At 60.8% G+C, this 17776-nt stretch carries 12 protein-coding genes; 3 read left to right on the top strand and 9 right to left on the bottom strand.

Annotated features, from left to right (window positions below):
- Positions 1–888 (top strand): M20/M25/M40 family metallo-hydrolase (locus tag ONB25_03410; GenBank protein MDZ7391935.1); only part of this gene is annotated, 888 nt, incomplete at its 5' end.
- The gene (locus tag ONB25_03415; GenBank protein ID MDZ7391936.1) at positions 885–1967 is read left to right on the top strand and encodes a uroporphyrinogen decarboxylase family protein; all 1083 of its coding nucleotides are present in this window, start codon (positions 885–887) and stop codon (positions 1965–1967) included. The genes ONB25_03410 and ONB25_03415, both read left to right, overlap by 4 nt.
- Positions 1968–2151: 184 nt before the next feature.
- Here the strand turns inward: ONB25_03415 and ONB25_03420 are convergent, their stop codons facing one another.
- From ONB25_03420 to ONB25_03460, 9 genes are all read right to left on the bottom strand, one after another.
- Complete coding sequence (locus ONB25_03420; protein ID MDZ7391937.1) at positions 2152–2709, bottom strand: bifunctional nuclease family protein; 558 nt, start codon at positions 2707–2709, stop codon at positions 2152–2154.
- Positions 2710–2816: 107 nt separating this feature from the next.
- Positions 2817–3737, bottom strand: a complete 921-nt coding sequence (locus ONB25_03425) for a hypothetical protein (GenBank protein ID MDZ7391938.1) — start codon at positions 3735–3737, stop codon at positions 2817–2819.
- Positions 3738–3750: 13 nt separating this feature from the next.
- Positions 3751–5286, bottom strand: coding sequence for a SpoIID/LytB domain-containing protein (locus ONB25_03430; protein MDZ7391939.1), 1536 nt, complete (start codon positions 5284–5286; stop codon positions 3751–3753).
- Positions 5287–5611: 325 nt separating this feature from the next.
- A complete protein-coding gene (era, locus tag ONB25_03435) occupies positions 5612–6520 on the bottom strand; it encodes a GTPase Era (protein ID MDZ7391940.1) in 909 nt (302 codons plus the stop codon).
- Positions 6520–6966, bottom strand: a complete 447-nt coding sequence (locus tag ONB25_03440; GenBank protein ID MDZ7391941.1) for a hypothetical protein — start codon at positions 6964–6966, stop codon at positions 6520–6522. Before ONB25_03440 ends, era begins: the two co-directional genes overlap by 1 nt.
- Before the next feature lie 30 nt (positions 6967–6996).
- On the bottom strand, positions 6997–8298 hold the full coding sequence (locus ONB25_03445) for a sodium:alanine symporter family protein (protein MDZ7391942.1): 1302 nt from the start codon (positions 8296–8298) through the stop codon (positions 6997–6999).
- Between the two features lie 122 nt (positions 8299–8420).
- Positions 8421–9851 (bottom strand): proline--tRNA ligase, encoded by a 1431-nt coding sequence (gene proS, locus ONB25_03450; protein ID MDZ7391943.1) that lies wholly within the window; start codon positions 9849–9851, stop codon positions 8421–8423.
- A gap of 250 nt (positions 9852–10101) precedes the next feature.
- Positions 10102–11055 (bottom strand): T9SS type A sorting domain-containing protein, encoded by a 954-nt coding sequence (locus tag ONB25_03455; protein ID MDZ7391944.1) that lies wholly within the window; start codon positions 11053–11055, stop codon positions 10102–10104.
- A 61-nt stretch (positions 11056–11116) separates the two neighbouring features.
- Positions 11117–15562: a hypothetical protein gene (locus tag ONB25_03460; protein MDZ7391945.1), complete on the bottom strand. Its 4446-nt coding sequence runs from the start codon at positions 15560–15562 to the stop codon at positions 11117–11119.
- Positions 15563–16096: 534 nt separating this feature from the next.
- On the opposite strand from ONB25_03460, the gene ONB25_03465 reads away from it, so the two are divergent.
- Complete coding sequence (locus tag ONB25_03465) at positions 16097–17770, top strand: AarF/UbiB family protein (GenBank protein ID MDZ7391946.1); 1674 nt, start codon at positions 16097–16099, stop codon at positions 17768–17770.
- Positions 17771–17776: the final 6 nt, after the last annotated feature.

The following is a 17776-nucleotide window of genomic DNA, read 5'->3' on the forward strand; positions in this document are numbered from 1 at the left end:
AACGTGGAGCCGGTGCAGAGGCCCATCGGCAGCGTGATGCACGGGCCAGGGCGCCAGCAAAACATTCCGCAGCTGCACATCGATGTGCCCGTGGCGGATCGGCTGCTTGAGGAGGCGGGTGTGACCCTCGCAGAGCTGCAGGCACGCATCGACTCTACGCACAGGCCCCACTCCTTCGTGCTCCCCGCGTGGGTGCAGGTGGAGGTGAAGGCGCGCTACGATAGGGCGCGGCGCACGATGAATGTGGTGGCCTTCTTGCCGGGCGCTGACCCGGCCCTAAGCAAAGAGTGCGTGGTTGTGGGTGCGCACCTGGATCACGTGGGTCGGCAGTCGCCCACAGTCTACTACCCGGGCGCCAACGACAATGCCTCAGGCAGCGCCGCGGTTATGGCTATGGCCAAGGCCTTTGCCCAGGCGGCAACCCGACCACGCAGAAGTGTCGTATTCGTGCTCTTTGCCAGCGAGGAGCAAGGGATGCTCGGCGCAGAGGCCTATGCCAACCGGCCACCTTTCCCTTTGTCGAAGACTGTTGCCATGTTGAACCTAGACTGCATCGGCATTGGCGACAGCATAGGCGTCTATGGCGGCAAGGACTTTCCGGAGCTTTTTGCCTTGGTGCAGGAGCACGACCGGCTGCACACGCGGCTCTTGAGTGCAGCAAGCGGCGGAGGTGGCGGGGCCGACGCCGGCCCGTTCCATCGTCGGGGCGTGCCGAACCTTTACTTTGCCACCACCAACGGCTATGCGCACCTGCACTTGCCGTCGGACACACCGGACACCTTAGAACCGGAGCTCTTCACGGCCGCGACGAGGCTGGCCTACCTTACCGCCTGGGCCTTAGCCGACCGCAGTCCCACAGGCATAAACCAGGAGATTCTGCATCCATGACCTCACGCGAACGACTATTGACCGCCCTTGCGCGTGGCAAGCCTGACCGCCTGCCTGCCACGCTGCACGATTGGATGAAGTACTACCTTGACCACTACCTCGGCGGCATTGACGCCTTGGAGGCTTTCCGCCGCTTTGGGCTTGATGCCTCCATCTATGTGTCGCCCTTCTTGGACATGGAGAGTCCGCAGTGGCGCGTCACCGAAGAGGTGGTGGAGGAGCGGCCTGGCTACCGGCGCTGGCTCCGCACCATCACCACGCCTGAGGGCAGCTTTGTGGCGGTGCACGAGGCGGACGAGTATACGTCCTGGATCGCCGATTACCCGCTCAAACACCCAGAGCAGATTCGCTGGATTGAGAAGTACATGCCGGTGCCGCGCCTGGACAAGGGGCTGGTGGCAGCCTGGCGGGAGAGGGTGCGGGATGACGGCATCGTGCGGGGCGTGTTGCCGTACCAGCAGCCCGGTTGTTGGCAGGATGCCTGTCAGTGGTACGGGACGCAGCAGATGATCATGGCCACCTTCGACGACCCGGCCTGGGTGCACGAGTTTCTGCGCATCCTCCGCGACAAGAAACTGGCCTTTGTGGAACAGTACAAGGGCAGCGCCTACGACCTCATCGAGGGCGGCGGCGGCGATGCCTCCACGACCGTGATCTCGCCCACCATCTTTGAGCACTTCGTGGCCCCGTATGACCGCGAGGTGCACCGCGCCTTGCACGCGGTGGGGATGCGGGTGGTCTATCACACCTGCGGCGGCATGATGCCCATTTTGGAGAAGATTGTGGGCTTGGACGTTGACGCCATAGAGACGTTGACGCCGCGCGAAATCGGCGGTGACGTGGACCTGGCGGCGGCAAAGCGGCGCGTGGGCCAGTACGTGTGCATGATCGGGGGGATGAATCAGACGCACGGTTTCACCTATGGCACGCCGGAGAAGGTGAGGGAGATGGTGCTCAAGAACTTTGCCGCAGCCGGTCCTGGCGGGGGCTATATTCTCAGCACGTGTGACCACTTTTTCCATGCGCCGGTGGAGAACCTGCAGGCCTACGCCGATGCGGCGCGGGAGTGCGTGTACTGAGAGCGGTCAGGAAGGAAAAATGCGAACGGCACTCATATGAGTGCCGGTTGTGTGCATGTGCATCTTGCCCCGCTCCATGCGGGCGAGGCTAATGGTTTTCTTGAGCTGTTGTACCCCTGTTCTTCTTCCGTGCGCCGCGAGACGCTCAGCGAAGGGATGCGTGCGCCCGGTGCATTAAGCGGGGCTACTTAGAGGCGGCCTGCTTCTCTTTCAGCCTGCGTATTTCGTCGCGCAGCCGCGCTGCGTCTTCGTACCGCTCTTCTGCCACGGCCCCTTCCAGCTCGGCCGTGAGTTCCTGCAAGCGCTCCTCGAGCGATACGTCACGCTCCCTGGCCTCCTGCCGGTCAAACACGGCCGCCTTGGCCATCACCTCCTCCGCCACAAAGATCGGCGCGTTCATCCGCAGGGCCAGCGCAATGGCGTCGCTGGGACGCGCGTCGATCTCCCGTTTCTTGCCGTCAAGTTGCAGCCCGATGGTGGCGTAGTACGTGTTCTCGCGCAGCTCGGTGACCACAACTCTCGACACCTTCGCGTCGAGGGATTCCAGGAGGTTCTTCATGAGATCGTGGGTCAGCGGACGGGGAGGCTCTACCTTCTCCAGTTGCAGAGCGATGGCCTGTGCCTCGGTGGAGCCAACCACGATTGGCAACCAGCGATTGTGCGCGTCGTCGCGAAGCACGACGACAAAGCGACTCGTCGCGGTGTCCAACGTGACCCGATCAACTCGTACCGAGACTAACATGTGAGTGACCTCATGTAAATTTCGCGCCCCGTCCCCGGCAGGGCCGTTCCCGGAAGTTGATTGGAGCTTGACTACCGGTTTAATTATAGCAAATAATATGGGAAGTGTCAAGTGCTTTTTGTGCACTGCGCCAGAGATATGCGCGTGTGCGCCTTATCCAGAAGCTCCAACACCCACGGGGTGACCTCCTGGATCGAGCCCAAGCGCCCAAGCTGATCCTTGCCCTGTCCCCAGACCAAAGTCATTGCCGGATTGCGCGTGTGCCCCTTGACTGAGAGGTCCTCGATATTCCCGTGGTCGCTAGTGAGCAGCACCGTACTTTGCGCCAGGTCAGAAGCGCTCAGCACAGCGGTCAGAAAAGCTTCCAGTGCTGCGAGGACGGCCGTCGCATGCCGCAGGTCGCCTGCATGTCCTGCGCGGTCGGTCTGGAAGTATTCGTACAGGCAGAAATCATACTGGGCCGCTTGCCTCGCGAGAATTGTGCCGGCCTCCGTGGGCGAAAAGAGCGGCACGTCGTGTCCTCGCCGCCGCAGCGACTCGTTGGTAAAGTCCTGGTAGACGCAGCGGCGAGCACGGAGGTCGTCGAGGTCGAAGAAGGGCAGGCCGGCGTACAGATTGCACACGGTGGTTACGGAAAGATAGCGGATGATTTGAAACGGGTCATAGTCAAAGAAGGGTGGGCGGAATGCGTTGAGAAAGGCGGCCGTGTATCCGCGCTCCCGCACCTGCTTGAGCAGTGAGTGCTGCGCAATGACCTCGCGGAGGCGCCCATTGGGGAACCCGTTCAGGTGGCGTCCCAGCAGTTGTGCGGCATTCACACCGGTGAGGAGGGCAGTCTGCCCGGTGGCACTCTGGGGCAGACCTGGAACGCCCAGGGTGGCGTCCAACCCGCGCGCGACCCCGTCAAAGGGGACAGGCTCCGCTCGTTCTCGGTCCTGGAAGTTGTTGAAAAACCGCAGGCCGGCGGCAGTGCAGGGATTGGCGGCGGGGTCAGAGCGGCCGATGCCGAGGCCATCCACAAAGATCATGAGCAGGCGCATCTCAGTAGAGGCGGGTGATGTCAGCACCCGCAAAGTAATGGTTGAGAATCTGCCGGTAGTCTTTTCCGTGGCGCAGCGCCATCATTGCGGCGCCGGTTTGGCACATCCCCACGCCGTGACCAGACCCCGCGCCGCGTATGCGGAACACGGCCTGGCCCCCAGGGCCCTCCTCCCTGTCAAAGACCACGCACGAGCTGCGCAGCGGCGGATCAGCGAGAGCCTTCCGGATGGTGAGCTCACGGGCTACAGTCACTGTGCGGAGGGTACCGCGGACCTGCAGGCGCACGAGCCTCCCGGATACCCCACGTTCCAAAGGGACAAGCTCGAGCACCTGGCCAGGGTCCTGACCGGTGGCTGAGGTCACCGTGCGTCGCAGCTCATCCGCGCTCACGCGGAGGTCCCAGCGAAAGGAGTCTTTGGCGTAACCAAAGCCGGTGGGGACAGACTCCTCGCCCACGTTGCAGAATACCGGAGGGCGAGCGGCGATCCACCTTCGCACCACCTCCTCGCGCGAGAGGTCATAACGCCCGGCATAGGCTGCGCCTTCCTCGGTTTCCACCACGCCGCGAAGGTAGGGCTGGGCTGGACCTTGCCATACGTGCTCATTGCTTTCAGTGTGGCCTCCGCAAAGGCTGGAATAGACCGCCTCGCACAGCTGCCCCTTGTAAGTGAGCACTTCGCCGGCCGTGGCGCGCACAGCCTCGGTGCTTCTGTCTTTCTCTGCGGTTATGCCGCCGTAAACCTGGCAGTGCACATCCGCACAGACCTCGAAGGGGTCATCGGGGTGGCGACTCCCCATGGTGTAGAGCACCATAGTGCGTGCGGCCACCGCCTGCGCTTTCAACGCCTCCAGGGGGAACTCCCCGCTCATTTCCGAGGGGACCACGCTGCGTAAGTAGTCATCCAAACTCACGACATTCACCGCCGTCACCTTCCCCCACCGGTCCACCATGAAGACCATAGCACCACGGAAGAGGCGGTTCTCCTGCCGCTCGTACACATACCCCTTGCCGACCACTACCCCCTTGATGGCCACGCGTGAACCCTCCACGCGGACGGGCAGCTTGGAACGCAGGGTGAGGCCTGTCGCAGGCTCAGTCAGCACAAGCACCCCTTCTGGCTGGCCCGGCTCCTGGACGATGGTCGTCCAAGTGCCCCTCACCGCGCTCTGTCCCTTTTCCGCTTCCTGGCGGCTCGAAAACACGCGATTGAGCCGCACGCGATAGCTCCGGTAATCGCGGAGCAGCTTGCCGGCGACTTCCACCTTCTTTCCCAAGACGTCCAGAACGACATCCAGTCCTTTGGCGCGGAGTTCGGCGAGCAGGCGCTCGGCCGCAACGCGATCCTTGGTGGTTTGCACGACAAGAAGAAAGACAGGGGACGCCGGACGGCCGTTCTCGACAGTCGCCCGCCATACCGACCGCGGTTTGCCTTTGTCCAGGAGCACGCGGCCGCTGGCATCAACTATGCGGAATGCGTCGGCAGTGGCAAAGTCCACGGACGCTTGGTTCTGCACAATCCCCACGCGGATTTCCATCGTGACTTCTGGGGGTGGAGTTGGAGGGAGTGGTGTGGGGACCCTCGGCGCGCAGGCAAACCATAAGGCCACGGCGCCGAGGAGCGCGGGGCCGACAGCGGTCCGCAAAAAAGCAGCAGGTCCGTTCCCGCCAGTGGGTGGTCCAACGGGAAAGCCCACCCGCCTACGGCTTGGACGGGTGCTACCGTAGTGCTTGCCGGCTTTCCCGCAACCGCCGCGACGAAGGGTGTGTGAGGGTTTCCCCATGGCCGAGCAGAACCTTCTTAGAACACCTGTTACGTTCAGGGGAGGAACATGCGACCGCCGGCGTGCTTGGCCTGGACACTCATCTGTAGCCATACTCGCGGAGCAGTGTCTCGTCCGAACGCCACTTCTCGCGTGCCGCCACCCAAAGCTTGAGAAAGACTTGTCTACCCAGAAACTGCTCTATTGCGAGGCGAGCAGCCTTGCCAAGCTCCTTCAGGGCCTGGCCGCCTTTGCCAATGAGAATTGCCTTTTGCGATGGGCGCTCCACTATGATGCGCGCGCTGATAAAGTCCTTCCCTTCTGCTCGCTCCTTGAACTCTTCGATCTGAACAGTAGTGGCGTAGGGGATTTCCTCGCCGTATCGTTCAAAGATCTTTTCCCGAATGAGCTCCGCCACGAAAAACCGCTCTGGATGCTCGGTAAGTTGGTCTTCCGGGTATAAGGGCACACCCTCTGGCAGGCGCTGCACAATGGCCGACTTGAGGTCCTCCAGGCCGTCATGCGTGAGCGCAGAGATGGGGACGATCTCCACATCGGGGAACTGCTCGGCCAGCTGAGCAATGAGGGGGAGCAAGGTCGCCTTGGCGACCAAGTCGATCTTATTCAATGCGATGAGCACAGACTTGTTGCCCGCGCGGACTTGCTTTATCATCTCCAGGTCCTCTTCCCGGAGAGGGGTCGACACGTCCAGCAGGCAGACGATGACGTCCGCCTCCGCCATGGCACGTTCGGCGGCGCGCACCATCGCCGCCTGCAGTGCATAGCGGGGCTGAATCAGACCGGGTGTGTCCAGGAGGATAATCTGGCATCCCGGCTCGGAGAGGATGCCCAGGATGCGGTGGCGGGTGGTCTGCGGTTTTGGGGTCACGATAGAGAGCTTGAAGCGCAAAAGGGCGTTGACCAGCGTGGATTTACCCACGTTGGGTTTGCCCACCAGCGCCACATAGCCCACGCGGATCGGGGGCTGCGAGTCAGGTGCAGAGACCATCACAAGTAGGCATCCAGTGTATGGGCGGCGAACAAGCGCTCGAGGAGCTCCTCCGCGCCGACGATCTTCAAGGAGTGGGCAAAGCACCCTTTCTTGAGGCACCCCTCGATGACCCCGCGCGGCAGATGCAGGACAAAGGTGGGCGAGGAGCAGACGGTGCAGGTCTCCTGGCCCTGGAGAGAAATGCCGCAGTGTGGGCAGAAGAACTCCACCACCCCGCCTTCAGGCACGTCGATGGTGCACTGATGCTCAAAACTCCCGTACACCGGGTCCAAGTTGATGAACCCTTCCTGTTCGCCGTGGCGGATCTTCACTCGGATCGATGGGAAGCCGCCGATCTTGACCGACTCGTCCATAAGATTGCAGCCACGGCCGCAGGCGGCATGGCTGATGTGCACCGATTTGGAGGGGACCTCCAGTTCGATCTTCTCGGCTTTAATGCTCATACCAGCCTCCCATGGCGGCACGGGGACAAGCTATCTCCTATGCCGCTCGCTCCAGTAGTACTTTTGCGTTTCGCTGACGACAACGCTTGAAAGTCCCAACAGACCCACCAAGTTTGGCACGGCCATCAGCCCGTTCATAACGTCAGCGAACGACCACACCAATTCCAGCTTGCTAACCACCGCGCCAACAAATACCATGACGCAGAACAGGGCGCGATAGGGTTTCACCGAGGCCGGGCCCAACAGGTATTCCAAGGACTTTTCGCCGTAGTAGCTCCAGCCGATGATGGTGGAGTAGGCGAAGAGGATGAGCCCAACGGCCACGATTATGCCGCCGCTGTTGCCGGGAAGGCCATGGTTGAACGCGCGGGTGGTCAGTTCCGCGCCGGTGAGTCCGCTGGTCCACAGGCCAGTAGAGATGATCACAAAGCCCGTGAACGAGCACACTACGATGGTGTCGATAAATGTCTGAGTCATAGAGACCAAGGCCTGGGTCACTGGGTTGCGGGTCTGAGCGGCGGCTGCGGCAATGGGTGCGCTCCCCAGCCCGGACTCGTTGGAGAAGACGCCACGCGCCACTCCCCAGCGAATGGCCTCTCGCACCGAGGCACCCATGAATCCACCTAACATGGCTGTGCCGGTGAAAGCACCTTTCATGACTAAAGAAAAGACGGTGGGAACTCCTCTGTAGTTGAGAACTACGACGACCGTGGCTCCCAGCATGTAGAAGACAATCATCACCGGCACCAGGAGGCTTGCCACCCGTCCGATGCTCTTAATGCCGCCCAGCAGCACCAGAGCGGTGGCCACCGCCATCACCAAGCCCACGAGCCAGGATGGGACTACCGGGAAAGAGGTGCGCACCGCTTCGGCCACGGAATTGGATTGGACGATGTTGCCGATGCCAAATGCAGAGACCGATGCGAACACGGCGAAGAGCGTACCCAGCCACTTGGCGCCCAAGCCCTTGCTCAGGTAGTACATGGGGCCGCCGCTCATGGTGCCGAACTCGTCCACCTCGCGATATTTGACCGCGAGCACCGCCTCCGAGTACTTGGTGGCCATGCCAAACAAGCCGGTTATCCACATCCAGAAGAGAGCGCCGGGACCGCCAGCGGCAATAGCGGTAGCGACCCCGGCGATGTTCCCGGTGCCCACCGTGGCGGCCAAGGCGGTCATCAGGGCCTGAAAGTGAGAGATGTCCCCCTCGGTTGCGTTTTCTTCTTTGCGTTTGACCAACGCCAGGTAGAGGGAATGAAGTAAACCATGGAACTGCAACCCGCGGAGACGGAACGTGAGGAAGATGCCGGTTCCAACCAGGAGCACCAGCATCGGAGGACCCCACACGACGTCGCTCAGCCCTCTGAAGAAGCGCAGCAGTGTTTCCTCCACCTCGTTCTCCTTTGCTCGTCGGATTCAAGCCTGGTCACATCATGGGCGGTCTCAGGCAGGCCTCAGTACGCCTTGGCTACCAGCACCCGGTGTTGCGAGGGCTGGCCGCAAAGCAGGCAGGGGCCTCGGTCCTCCACGTGCTGGAACGGGATGAGCCGGATGGTTGCTTTGGTTTCCTCCTGGAGGCGGTCTTCACAAGATCGTTCGCCGCACCAATCGACCCAGAAGAAGCCGCCGGGATCCTCGACCATGCGACAGAGCGTGGCCCAGTCCGTGACCACATGCGTGTGGCGATCGCGGAACTCGAGGGCGCGCGCGAAGAGGTCCTTCTGCATAAGTTCCAGTTCCTCGACAATGGCCTCCGGCAATGCGGGGGCGGAAACCATTTTCTTCTGCCGCGTATCGCGCCGGACCAGCACAGCCTGCTGGTTTGCCATGTCCCGCGGTCCCACCTCAACGCGGATGGGCACGCCGCGCTGCTCCCACTCGTTGAATTTCCATCCTGGGCGATAGTTGTCGCGGTCGTCGACTTTGAACGTGACGCGGCCATGCCAGGAGGCGGTGAGTTGCCGCACGTAGCTTAAAACCGCCTCGCGCTCCTCGTCGCCGGTCCAAATAGGAACTACCACCGCCTGCAGGCTCGCGAGCCGTGGCGGGAGCACAAGGCCGTTGTCGTCGCTGTGGCACATGATGAGGGCGCCAATGAGCCGCGTGGAAACGCCCCAGCTGGTGGCCCACACGTACTGCTGCTTGCCCTCCTCGTCTTGGTAGGTGACGTCAAAGGCCCGGGCAAAGTTCTGCCCCAAGTTGTGCGAGGTGCCGGCTTGCAAGGCGCGCCGGTCCTGCATCATGGCCTCGATGCAATAGGTGCGCACCGCCCCGGCAAACTTCTCCTTGTCGGTTTTGAGGCCCACGAACACAGGGATGGCCATGTAGTCCTCAGCGAAGCGACGGTAGAGGTCGAGGATGAGCAGGGCTTCCTTTTCCGCTTCCTCTTCAGTGGCGTGTGCGGTGTGGCCTTCTTGCCAGAGGAACTCCGTGGTGCGGAGAAAGAGGCGGGTACGCATCTCCCAGCGCACCACATTTGCCCACTGGTTGATGAGCAGAGGTAGATCCCGGTGCGAGTGAATCCAATTGCGGTACATGGCCCAGATGATGGTCTCCGAAGTGGGCCGTACCACTAGTGGCTCCTCCAACTTCTTGCCACCACCGTGGGTAACCACCGCACACTCCGGGGCAAAGCCCTCCACGTGCTCGGCCTCTCGCCGTAGGTAGCTCTCAGGGATGAAAAGGGGAAAGTACGCGTTCACGTGGCCGGTCTCTTTGAACATCCGGTCAAGGGTGCTCTGAATCTTTTCCCAAATGGCATAGCCGTTGGGGCGGATGACCATGCACCCTTTGACCGGCGCATAGTCTGCGAGTTCCGCAGCGGCGATCACGTCGGTGTACCAGCGAGCATAGTCCTCGTCTCGGGGGGTTATTCCTTTAGCCATACTCCTCCTGTTGCCAGCGATGAAGGGTAAATATCGACATCATCGCGCCTCGAGCTAACCAGGCGCGATTGTGCAAAAGATAACGCAATGGAGGGACAATGTCAAGGGGTTTCAGGGGCGAGCGAAGGAAAGGCCCGACGGCAACTGCCGCGGATGAGGAAGGGCGCGCGGGCAAGCCTCAGGGAATTGTCGGGAGCAATGCCGCACTCCGCTGCCCCTGAGTGCGCCCGCGCGCCTTGTGAGTCTTCGGCTATTTCAGCACTGCCATCTTCCGCACCTGGTCAAAGTCGTTCACCCGCAGGCGGTAGAAGAAAAGCCCAGTGGGCAAGTTGGACGCGTCGAACGTCACGCGATGGACGCCGGCCTCCTGCACCTGATCGACCAGGGTAGCTACGACCTCGCCCAACACGTTGTACACCACGAGCTTCACCTTTCCCTGTTCCTTGAGCTGGTACACTATCTCCGTGGATGGGTTGAACGGGTTGGGATAATTCTGGCGCAAGGCGTAGCTACGTGGTGCGGCCACCTCCACACACTGCGGTTCGGTGAACTGGATGGCACCGTCGGTGTCGATTTGCTTCAAGCGATAGTAGTATACTCCAGCGGCAAGATCGGAGTCTACGAACTCATAATTCTGGTGCCTAAGCGTGGTGCCTGCCCCTGGGATAAATACTATCGTCTGGAAAGAAACCCTGTCCCTGGACCGCTGTACTTCAAAGCCAAAGTTGTTGCTCTCGGACGCGGTCTTCCAGGTCAAGCGCACGCGCGGGCCAGCCTCGGCCTGCTCCACGCTAGCTATGAATTCGATGAGCTCTACCGGCAGCGCTGACTGCCCGGCGTATTGGAGGTCTTCGTTTGTCGTCACGTAGCGGAGATAGGTCACCGCACCTTTGAAGGGGCCGTTGCGCACGTTTTCGAAACGCATGAACAGTGTATCTCCGGCCTTCCATTGGGCTGAACCACCGGCAAATAGGGCCAAGGCAAGGCTCCACATCCCTTCCTTCTGCGTGAGCCCCACTAACGTGTCCAGTGGGTCGTTCGTCAGGCGGGCCGTGTACTGGATGTCCGCAGAGTCGGGTTTGCTCAGGTCCGGATTCAACACTTGTCCGTAGACAATAGCAGTGAGGGGCCCCTGCGCCGCGGCAGAGCCAGGAAGTGTCACTGCCGCCAGAAGCATCAGCACGAAGCTCAGCAGGCCTTTCATACCATCCTCCCTAAGGAATTCTTTCATGGCAAAGCCCGTGAGGGTCAAGTGCCCTCAATGGTCATTCCGCGCGACCTGTTGCAGTCTGCCCTTCGCCAGATACGCCGGTCGTCATGCTTCCGGATGGCCACTGGTTAGGTGCAGACTGGTTCACCAAGAGCAGGACCGGCTCGCCAGGGCTTAGGGCGAAGTTGGTGCCTATTCCAGGCGTCGGCAGCCAATACTGGGTGAAGGCGTTGGTGGCCGGCTCGATGCGGTAGAGGGCCTCCACGCCGCCGATGCTGGCCGCCAGTTGCGCGGCGTTGGTTATGGTCAAGCGATCCAACGGCACGCTAATCTCGTTATAGGTCCGCGTCTTGGTCTTGGCGAGGTTGAAACGCACCGCGCCGGGATAGGGCACCGACCCCACCATGAACCAAGTACTCGGGGCATCGCCCTTCAAGTTGACCAGGCAGGCCATCCCCGGCGTGATGGGGAAGTTAGTGCCGATGTTCAAGTCGGCCAGCCAGTAGGTGGTGTAGGCGTTGGTGCTCGGATCCAGCTTGTACACCGCAGCCACACCTCCGATGTTTGCGGCCAAGGACTTGGCGTCGGTAATGCTCGGGTCGATCAGCGGCAGGGAGAGGTGCGTATACTTCCGCGTCTCCCCCTTGTTCAAAACAAAGCCGTAGTGGCCAATGCGGTTAGAGGGGCCAGACATGTTATTGTCGTCCATGGCCACCACCATGTAGAAGCGACGCAGGCCCTCGATGTTGAGCACTATAAAGGTATCCGGCACCGAGCCCAACAGAGTGGCGCCCTCGTCACCCACGTTGAAGTAGGCGTTGGTCGGGTGGGCGTAGACACGGTAGGTGATGCGCGAACGCTCGGCTGAACCGTCCACACCTTTAGTCACCTTGGGCCAGAAGAGCTTGACCTGGTTGCTGATCTTGCGTATCGTCGCTTCGGCGATCGCGGCCGGTGGGATGTCGTCCGTGGCACCACCGCGTCCCTTGGTGAGTGGCGACACGAGCTGCGTCGTCGTCAGAGACCCGGCTACTATCGGGTGACCCTGTTCATCTTTTGGAGGAACTGCAAACAGATAGCCGTCCGGCAGAGGGATAGCGTCTTCATCTGGCGCTATAGAAGCCGCGCCCGTGAACGTAGGCGGATTCTTTACCGCCTGCACGTAAAAGTCCGAGATCACATTGTCGTAGGTTGGTACCACGACGCGCACCGAGTCCGCTTCGGTCTGGCGGGGGTCGGTAGCCTGCACCGTGCCCCAGTGGAATAGCTTGTTTTCCACTACCCGGTAGATTTGGTAGTAGTCGATGATATTGACCGTGCCGATGCCCGGATGGTTCTTCGAAAAGTCCCAGATCAACGTCACATAGCCGCCCTGGTCGCCTCTGCCGTCTGCCCCCTTGTAATCTTTCACAGTAAGCTTATCCGGGGCGTCGATGACCGCTTCTTGCACCACAATAGGTTCAGACGAACCGTTCACCCCTGGATCGGTGAGCTTGTAGACGGTAATGACCAGGTTGGAGGTGGTGTCGAGGCAAACGATCTGGAACACCCCCTCACCCTTGGTGAGTCGTTGTACGCCAGTGGGCAAAATGACCCGCTGCTTGTTGGCAGCAAAGAGCAAAGGCACCGTAAAGTTCGTGTCGGTCTTGGCATGGGAATCCTTGGCGATGACCTTAATATCGAAGGGTACACCGGTGAACTGATTCCCTTCCTTGTAAAGCTGGCTGACGATGAAGTGGCTGGCAGTGGCGTCGATAACGCCTATCCAAGAGGTCTGGACGTTGCCATTGTCCTCGCCGGTAATGTCATCGTGAATCACGTTGGGGCTCGTCAATCGAACGGTGCCGGTCTGGGTTGGTGCCCACTGCGAGTAGGGGGCCACATTCAAGAGAACGCGTGCGCTACTGGGCTGGCTCACAGATGCCAACGCCGGGGTGAAGCCCATGATGAGGGAAAAGTCGGTCAGGTCGAGCCCTTGCACTCGTTCGCTCATCAGGATCTCCACGGTGGTGGTGGAGATGGTCCGGGCGCTCATGATAGCCGGACCAGCCTTGTCGCTCTCCAGGGACAGCCCTTCGCCCAGGGCGGCCATCACATTGTCGGCCCAGTCCGCGAATCCCTTTCCCGTTTCGACCATTACGTCCGGCACGTCGCCTGTATCGCCACCATATGGGGTGGCCGGCGGACCACCAGCCGTCGTCTCATTGAAAGAGATGTAAGCCTCCACCGTGTCGCCGAAGGAGTTAATGGCCGTGGGCTTGTAATAGGCATGCGAGGGGTTGTACACGTTCATGTCCAGCGCCAGGCCGCCCTTGGCACCGTCGTAGCCCACGATACGCCAGTTCGCGGCCTTGAACGATGCCTTGGGGAAAATGGGCGACAGGGGGTCGAACACGAAGCGATAATGGTCCAACTTTCCGTCGGCGTCAAAGTCTTGTGTATACAGCCCCAAGAGGATGGGGGCGATGTTGTCTCGCTTCACCTTGACATCAGAGCCAGTCCCGGAGAAGCCGACGATGCTGCCGTCGTCATCCCATTGCAGGTTGCCGTTGGGGGTGGGAGCCACGTCGTAGACCACGCTGGTGCCGTAGAAGTTGACAAAACCGCTGTCAGTCTTGGTCCACGTGCTCCCGGTGCTGTTGAGGTAGATGACGTTATCCTGATTGGTGCCAGACAGCCCGGTGAAAAAGACCTTGGTTCCGGCGGCGTTAAAGTTCCTGATCCCCACGAACCATTTGAAACGCGACGGCGCTTGGGCGCCAGCTTCGGTGGTGGGCCAGCCCGCAGTGTTCACCTTCTCGCTGAACGTGAGACGAATCCGATTTCCGCCTGCGGTATAGGCTTCGATGAGGGCCGGCCCCGCCCCGTCGAGGATCTGCACCGGCGTCGCGTTCTCCGAAGAAGGCGTAACGTCGGTGGACAAGAGGTTTTCCACAAAGCCGTTGTTCACCGCGCTGCGGAGGCCGGTTGTTGAACCGGGATTCACATAGGTGACCGTGGGCACCAAGTCTGTGTTGGGCACCTTTGGGGAAGTTGCGACCACCGGAATCCTAAAGGTGGTGGCGTTGGCCCAAGTGCCTGTGGCCCCAATGGTCAGAATCCCTTTGCCCGCCACGGTGAAACCGCTGGTACTCAGCCGACTCTGGTCCATGCCATTTTGAGCATGGTCAAAGGTCACCTCCACCCAGTCCAGGTAGCCCCAGCCATTGGTTCCGGCATTGGTGGGCGACAGCCCATCGACGGTGCGCACGGAGACGATGTTGGGAAAGATGCCGTCGGTAATGGTCTTGGTGGGCCCTACGCCATTGTAGTTGCTGTCCGGACTCACGTCCCGCACAAGATTGATGCCTGTGAACGAAATGGTGCCCGTGACGTCCTCATGAATAAAGTTGTTGGTCAGGGTAAATTCATAGGTAGCCGTGGGGGGATTTGCAGCGGTGGGCGAAACGATGGCGCTCACCGGGTTATTGACCCCGTTGATGGTCACGGTGAAATCGTTGCCCTGTACGTAATTGAAGGCCACCGGTTCGCTAAACACCACCTGAATGCGTTTGGCGGCAAGTGCATTGGCCAATGCTTGTCGCCGGGTCGCGCGCTTGGTCTGGGCGCTGACAATGGCAGGTCCGGAGCGGTCGGTCACCGCCTTGGAATGCGTCTGAGCAAACTGACCAACAGAATTTGCGAACTTGTCCGCATCGCTGGGCGGAGGGTAGTACCACAACGTGGGCGTGATGCCGGAGTTGGGGGAGTTGGAAACCGTCCATATCACAAAGTGTTTGTTGTCGCTCCAGGCCCCCAGTGCTTCGATGCTGGACACGGTGGAGCCCAGGCCGCCAAAAATCGCCGTGCTCGCGGCCGTGTTGCTGGTGCGCATGGGCTCGCTCCACTCGATGACGATCTTGTCGATGTAGCCGTCATACTGCACCTGATTGCCGGGGGAGCCTGGCGTGTGTCCGGTGCCGTCGTCGTAATGTTCCACTTTCCGCATGCGCGGGGTGATGTCGTCGGTGGCCTTCACGAACCCTGTTTCGGTCTGAATGGGGACGCCACCCACACGCAGATACCCACTTGCGGCGAACTTGACCCGGGGCTGGATGTTGGTGTCGTAGCCCAGGCCATCAGGGAACGGATTGCTTACCCCTGACTTGATCCGGACGTAGAAGTATTGGTCGTAAGCACCCTGGCCTGGGATCGGATCCGACACGAGCTCCCCCGCGTCGCCGCTGGCTTCGTAGACGTCGCCAGGATTGGTGGTCTCGTTGTCGTCGCCGTCGATGTTCAGGTCGATCTCCACTTTGGCGCCGGCAAAATTGTCGTTGAGGGCGTTGTGACCATCGGGCCCCACGACGGTGAGTTTGATCCACGCCGCATAGCCGGTGTACGCAGGGTCAGCGGTAGCCCTGTTGCCGACCGACCCCTGTTGCGCAAAAGCTGCTGCCGAGCAGAGCAGGAGGAGACCAGCTGCCACCAGCGCGTTGCTCCGTAGCCTATTCGCTGCCATCGTTAGCCTCCACTCCATACGTTCGAGCCCCCAGCGGGTCCACAGGTGCTTGCATGCCCACCCTTGCACACTCCACGCCGTGTAAAATTAGCAATTGATTTCACAAAAGCAAGCACTTTTTGAACAGTTTAGGGGCCTGGACAAATGTACTACTCCACGCTTGCAGCGGCCGACATAAACGCTGCTCAAGTGTGGGCGGCAAATCTGGTGCCAGGGAGAATGGAGAGGAGAGGCTTGGGCCGCCACGCAACGCCAGGTGGAGCTGAGCGTGAGGTGCTTCAACCTATAGAAAACGTGAATGTTGGGACAAGGCTTTTCTTATGGCGCTCGCACCGTGGAGTGCCTTCGGCCAAAGGAGTGTGCGGAAATGCGATAGGGTGACACAGTGTGTTCGAAATGAGACGATTTGAGCGGTTATCGGCCACCGACAAACGCGTTGATTTTTGCCCGCTTGTTTGCTAAATTAACCCGGCAGGCGGAGTGGCGAAGCTGACAAAAGGAGCGCCGCCTACTCCTTTCGAGCGGAGGTCCGTAGTGCTCAAGATTCACCGACGATACCGGCACCTCAAGCGCTATCGGCAGATTGCCGTGGTCTTGGTCAAGTATGGGTTTGCGGACCTGGTGGAGCGGCTGAACCTTGGTGCCTATTTGCAGGTGGGGCGCCGCTTGCTTCGTCTCAAGGGAACGCCCGAAGGCGGGTCCACTGCCAGACGTATCCGGATGGCGCTCGAAGAGCTAGGGCCCACCTTTGTCAAGCTTGGCCAGGTGTTGAGCACGCGTTCCTTCTTAGTGCCTGCCGACGTGGTGGCGGAGCTCTCCTTGCTTCAGGACCAGGTGCGGCCGGAGCCTTTTTCCGCTCTGGAGCCGGTTCTCCAGCAGGAACTGCGAGGTCCATTAGGGCAGCACTTTCCGTGGTTTGACAGCGAGCCGTTGGCTTCGGCCTCCATCGCTCAGGTACACCGCGCGCGCACCGCTGATGGCCACGAGGTGGTGGTCAAAATTCAGCGCCCTGGGATTGCCGAGTCCATCGAAGCAGACATGGAGATCTTGCTGGACTTGGCGCGGCTCATTGAGCGGCACCTGCCAGAGAGTGGCCAGTTCGCCCCTGTGGCTATGGTGGAGGAGCTGGCCAGAAGCACGCGGCGGGAGCTGGACTTTGTGGCCGAGGCGCGCAATGTGGAGTTGTTCGCGCGCAACTGTGCCAAGCTCTCGGGTGTGCATGTGCCCGCGGTGTTTTGGAACCTCACTACCACCCGCGTGCTGACCTTGGAGTATGTGGAGGGGGTCAAGATCTCAGAGGTGGACAAGCTCCGCCACATGGGGGTGGACCTAAGGGAATTGGTGCGGCGCGGGACGGACTTTGTACTGAAACAGATTTTCGAGGACGGCTTCTTCCACGCCGACCCCCATCCCGGGAATCTCCTGGTGCGGCGAGACGGGGCCATCGTCCCTGTCGACTTTGGCATCATGGGGCGTTTAGACGATGAGATGCTGAGCTTGTTCGCTGATCTGCTGCTGGGCGTAACCCGCCGCGACGTGGAGCTTGTGGTCAGGGTCATGGCGCAGATGGGGATTGTCACGCCGGGCGGCGACGAAAGAACACTGCGCCTGGACATTAGCGAGTTCATCGACCGCTACTACGGACTTGCCTTGCGCAAGGTGCGCATGAAAGCCCTCTTGGAGGAGGCTGTGGCCCTCCTCGTGCGCCACCGGCTCCGCGTTCCGTCTAACCTCATGCTTCTGGGTAAAACTTTGGGTGCCTACGAGGATCTTGCGGCACGGCTGGACCCGGATTTCTCCTTTGCCGCAGCTGTGGGCCCCTACGCCCGCAAACTGATGTGGCGACAGTTCGAGCCCGGGCGGCTCGTCTACCAGGTGGGGCGGACCATGCGGGAGCTGTACCAACTGAGCCTTGTCGTGCCCCGGCATGTGGAGACACTGCTGCGACGGCTGAGCGCAGGTCGACTCGGGGCAGAACTGCACCACCAGGGCTTGGAGAACCTCATCCGCGAGATTGACCGTTCGTCAAATCGGCTGTCGTTCAGCCTGATCATCGCCGCCCTCATCGTGGCCTCCTCGATGATCATCACCGCCGGCCTGGGACCACGACTGTTTGGTCTGTCGGTCTTGGGTGTGGCCGGCTACCTCTTCGCCGGGCTGCTGGGAGTGTGGCTTGTAGTGGCGATTCTCCGCTCAGGGCGGCTGTAGATTTTC

It is taken from the genome of candidate division KSB1 bacterium (genome assembly GCA_034506335.1).
Classification (GTDB): Bacteria; Zhuqueibacterota; Zhuqueibacteria; order JANLFK01; family Oleimicrobiaceae; genus Oleimicrobium.

Coding starts and splice junctions, on each gene's coding strand:
- ONB25_03415 (MDZ7391936.1), top strand. CDS start 885: ATGACCTCACGCGAACGACTATTGACCGCCCTTGCGCGTGGCAAGCCT.
- ONB25_03420 (MDZ7391937.1), bottom strand. CDS start 2,709: ATGTTAGTCTCGGTACGAGTTGATCGGGTCACGTTGGACACCGCGACG.
- ONB25_03425 (MDZ7391938.1), bottom strand. CDS start 3,737: ATGATCTTTGTGGATGGCCTCGGCATCGGCCGCTCTGACCCCGCCGCC.
- ONB25_03430 (MDZ7391939.1), bottom strand. CDS start 5,286: ATGGAAATCCGCGTGGGGATTGTGCAGAACCAAGCGTCCGTGGACTTT.
- era (MDZ7391940.1), bottom strand. CDS start 6,520: ATGGTCTCTGCACCTGACTCGCAGCCCCCGATCCGCGTGGGCTATGTG.
- ONB25_03440 (MDZ7391941.1), bottom strand. CDS start 6,966: ATGAGCATTAAAGCCGAGAAGATCGAACTGGAGGTCCCCTCCAAATCG.
- ONB25_03445 (MDZ7391942.1), bottom strand. CDS start 8,298: ATGCTGGTGCTCCTGGTTGGAACCGGCATCTTCCTCACGTTCCGTCTC.
- proS (MDZ7391943.1), bottom strand. CDS start 9,851: ATGGCTAAAGGAATAACCCCCCGAGACGAGGACTATGCTCGCTGGTAC.
- ONB25_03455 (MDZ7391944.1), bottom strand. CDS start 11,055: ATGAAAGGCCTGCTGAGCTTCGTGCTGATGCTTCTGGCGGCAGTGACA.
- ONB25_03460 (MDZ7391945.1), bottom strand. CDS start 15,562: ATGGCAGCGAATAGGCTACGGAGCAACGCGCTGGTGGCAGCTGGTCTC.